Source organism: Fulvivirga aurantia (assembly GCF_009711475.1).
Taxonomy (GTDB): Bacteria; Bacteroidota; Bacteroidia; order Cytophagales; family Cyclobacteriaceae; genus Fulvivirga; species Fulvivirga aurantia.
Genome location: NZ_SMMD01000562.1, coordinates 1 through 4,053 on the forward strand (window position 1 = coordinate 1; position 4,053 = coordinate 4,053).

3 protein-coding genes are annotated in these 4,053 nt (G+C 39.1%); all 3 read left to right on the forward strand.

The window, feature by feature from the left end; all coding sequences use genetic code 11:
* A partial coding sequence (gene tamL, locus E1176_RS04685; protein ID WP_155209410.1) for a translocation and assembly module lipoprotein TamL occupies positions 1-1,247 on the forward strand: 1,247 nt, incomplete at its 5' end.
* 156 nt (positions 1,248-1,403) lie between these two features.
* On the forward strand, positions 1,404-2,105 hold the full coding sequence (locus tag E1176_RS04690) for a YiaD family glycine zipper/OmpA-like lipoprotein (RefSeq protein ID WP_155209411.1): 702 nt from the start codon (positions 1,404-1,406) through the stop codon (positions 2,103-2,105).
* 171 nt (positions 2,106-2,276) lie between these two features.
* Positions 2,277-4,053 (forward strand): BamA/TamA family outer membrane protein (locus E1176_RS04695; protein WP_155209412.1); only part of this gene is annotated, 1,777 nt, incomplete at its 3' end.

The window sequence follows — 4,053 nt, forward strand, 5'->3', positions numbered from 1 at the left end:
CAGTTTCTAAATCAAATGATTTTGTGGGTCCAAACTTTAAGGCAAGCTTTAAAAACAGAAACATTTTTAGAGGTGCAGAATCTTACCAACTCAACCTCGATGCGGGATACGAATTTCAGGTAGGAGGTGCCACCGGAGCACAATCTCAAAATCTGAACTCTTATACGTTAGGTATAGAAAATGTATTGACCGTTCCACGAATTCTTACACCTTTCAATATAGAAAACAGATCCAGCAGGTTTGTACCTCAAACTGTCTTCAAATTGGGTTTTAGAACATTAAAACGTATTGATTTCTTTACACTTAATTCAACTGAGATGGCCTATGGATTCAACTGGCAGGAGACAAAAACCAAGCGCCACGAGTTCTATCCTGTCGACATCAATTTTATTCAGTTAGGCAATATTTCAGCAGAATTTGACTCAGTTTTAAATGCGAACGAACTTCTCCGAAAAAGCTACGAAGAGCAGTTTATTTTAGGAACCACTTACTCTTTTTATTACAACACCCAAAACGATACAGAGCGCGAGTCTAGGAGTAATTGGTATTTCAATGGCAACATCGATTTATCTGGTAACCTGATGCATGCCGCACAAAGTACACTGAGGTCTGAAGAGAATACAGAAGACAATCCTTACGAATTGCTAGGTTCACCTTACTCTCAGTTTGTAAAAACAGATATAGACCTCAGGCACTATTACAGGGTCGGCAAAGAAAGTAAAATAGCCACAAGGTTTATCGCAGGTATTGGTTATGCGTTTGGCAACTCTACCACCATTCCTTATACCAAGCAATTTTCTATTGGTGGTTCTAATAGTATAAGAGCATTTAGAGCACGGTCTATCGGGCCGGGACGATATCAAGTGCCTCAAACCGCGACTTTTATTGATCAAACGGCAGATATAAAGCTTGAAAGCAATTTAGAATATCGTTTTCCGATCATAGGTATGTTTAAAGGAGCTGTTTTTACCGATGCAGGTAACATCTGGACATTGCGCACCGATGATCAACGGCCGGGTTCCGAGTTCGACAGCAAAAGATTTATTAGCGAAATTGCTGTGGGAGCTGGCTTAGGGCTAAGGTTTGATGCTGATTTTTTTGTATTGCGTTTCGATTTGGCCTTCCCACTTAGGGTACCTTACGGTGAAAGTAGTAGTCGCTGGAGGTTTAAAGATGTAGCCATAAGTAATAGTGAATGGCGCAAAGACAACCTGGTGCTTAATATCGCTATCGGCTATCCTTTCTGATAGCAAGATGCCGTAATTGAAGCTTATAGACACACCGTTGGGGAAAATTGTCCACACATAATTATGTAAAAGCGTTTTATTGATCGATTTCTGATAATTTTTGGCGATTGGTACTTTATTTGGTCTTGTATAAGAAAATCAAAAAATCTTATCGACATGAATATTGCAAAAAATAGAAACAGAATCGTATCCTTCCTCACAGCTCTAGTGATGTTGGCTTCGTTTATTGTAGGGTCTACGCTCATGACAGGTTGCCAGGCGAGTAATACTACAAAAGGTGGTGCAGTTGGTGCAGCAGGTGGTGGTGCTATAGGTGCGGCTATCGGTAGCGCTTCTGATAATACAGCCTTAGGTGCGATTATAGGTGCAGCAGTCGGTGGTACAGCCGGAGCACTTATTGGTAGAAGAATGGACAAACAGGCTGAAGAATTAAGAGCTGATCTAGAAGGTGCTGAAGTAGAAAGAGTAGGAGAAGGTATCAAAATTACTTTTGATTCAGGACTTATGTTTGACGTAGACTCTTATAACTTAAGACCAGAAACTAAGGCCAATCTTGCCGAACTTTCTAATACACTTAAGAAGTACGAAAACACTAACATTTTGATTGAAGGACATACAGATGCAACTGGCTCTGATTCTTACAATCAGGATTTATCAAAACAAAGAGCTAATGCTGTAACGTCTTACTTAATGGCGCAAGGGGTAGAATCTCAAAGACTTACTACGATGGGTTATGGCGAGACACAACCAATCGCTGATAACAGTACAGCTTCTGGTCGTCAGCAGAATAGAAGAGTTGAAGTAGCTATTTATGCTAATGACAAAATGAAAAAAATGGCCGAAAGAGGAGAATTATAGTTTCCTAAAGCCATACGGTTAATTTAAATTAGAGAGTTGTCTCGATGTACAAGCATTGAGACAACTTTTCTTTTTTATAATATTTTTTTGAAAAGCATTTTACTCACCATATTGCTAATAGGCTGTATTTGCAGTCAAACGTGGGCTCAAAAAAAGCCTGGCAAAACCGATATGGACTCTGTGAGAGTAAAAGGAAGAAGTTTCCTGATTTTGGGCGACTCTTCAATTTATATAGAAAAAGACACTGTACTTGTTTTGCCTGACAGCGTGGCTTCCAAACTAAAAAGAGATGAGGTTAAAAGAAGTGAAGAGTTTTATAAGAATATAAAAGAGAAATTTTACAAACGTAGATTTACCAAAGAACTGTACGACTTACTGTTTGTAACACCTCCTGATAGCAAGCCTTCAAAACCTACCCAGCCCGCACCTATAAACGGAAATTATAAAAAATATGAGGGCAAGAGAATTAAAAACATCAGGATTAAAAAGCTTGAGGTTTTCGGAACCAGTATTAGAGACACTACAAAAAACACAGATAGCTGGGCTATAAACTTTGCCAACAGTCTACACACCTATACCCGAAGTCGTATAGTTAGAAACAACTTATTTTTTGAAACAGGAGATATAATCGATCCTGATTTGCTGAGCGATAGTGAGAGAGTTTTAAGAACCCTGCCTTATGTAAAAGACGCACGAGTCTATGTGATTGGAAATGAGGAGGACGAGGAGGTTGAAATACTGGTTGTTATCAAAGACTTATGGTCTATTTCTGGTGAGTTTGACTATGGTAGTTTAGATCGTTTTGATGTAGCCTTGATAGATAAAAACTTTTTCGGGCTAGGGCAGGAGTTTAAAAATGAGTTTTTATATGATGCCGACAATACACCCAAAATAGGTTATAGTGGTACCTATTCTATCAATAATATTTACAATACATTCACAGGAGCGGATTTTTACTATGCCCGCTCAGAGCCTTTGGATAGAATAGGAGGTCGCGTTTATAAAAACTTCATCACACCAGAAACTAAATATGGAGGAGGTCTTACCATCCTTAAAGAGAGAAGGCAGATCAACAGAGTTTATCCCGATACAACAATCACGTTTTCTACAGAATATAATAATCAGGATTTTTGGATAGGTAGGTCATTTTTGGCAGATGAGAAAGAAGATGGATCCAGAATAAGTTTTCAAATCGCTGCGCGTGCTGCTAGAATAAAATATCAGGACAGGCCGGTGGTAGAAATTGATACAAACCAGCAATTTTTTGACAGTCATTTGTATTTAGTGTCATTTGCTGTTACAAAAAGAGGTTACGAAAAAAGTAGTTTGATAAGCGGTTTTGGTCGTACAGAGGATATCCCGATGGGTTATTTAGCCGAATTTACCACAGGTAGAGACTATAACGAGTTTTATCGAAGAGCATATTTGGGTTGGCGGTTTTCGTATGGGCAGTTTTTAAAACGGATTGGCTATTTGCGACCTACGGTTTCTATAGGTGGTTTTTTGAGAGGCACCATGGTTGAGCAGGGAGTTGCCAAGCTAGATTTGCAATACTTCAGTTTCCTCTACAGATTCAATAAATGGCACTTAAGACAGTTTTTTAGCCTCTCTGTAGCCACAGGTGTAAGAAGATTTGATGATGAGTTTATCAATATCAATGACAGAAACGGACTTAGAGGATTGAGTTATACATTTTTAAGAGGTACTAAAAAGCTTACCTTTTCCTCAGAAACCGTAGCATTTACCCAACTGTATTTCTTGGGATTCAGGTTTGCTCCTTTCTTTTTTGTAGATCTGGGCATCATCAATGCCGAGAGTTCCAAGCTCTTCAACAACCAGCTATACCAGGGGTATGGGATAGGAGTTAGGCTCCGTAATGAAAACCTTGCGGTAAACGCTATTCAGATCAGGTTTGCCTGGTATCCTGTAGTTCCACCAGGAAATTCAC

Coding starts and splice junctions, on each gene's coding strand:
- E1176_RS04690 (WP_155209411.1), top strand. CDS start 1,404: ATGAATATTGCAAAAAATAGAAACAGAATCGTATCCTTCCTCACAGCT.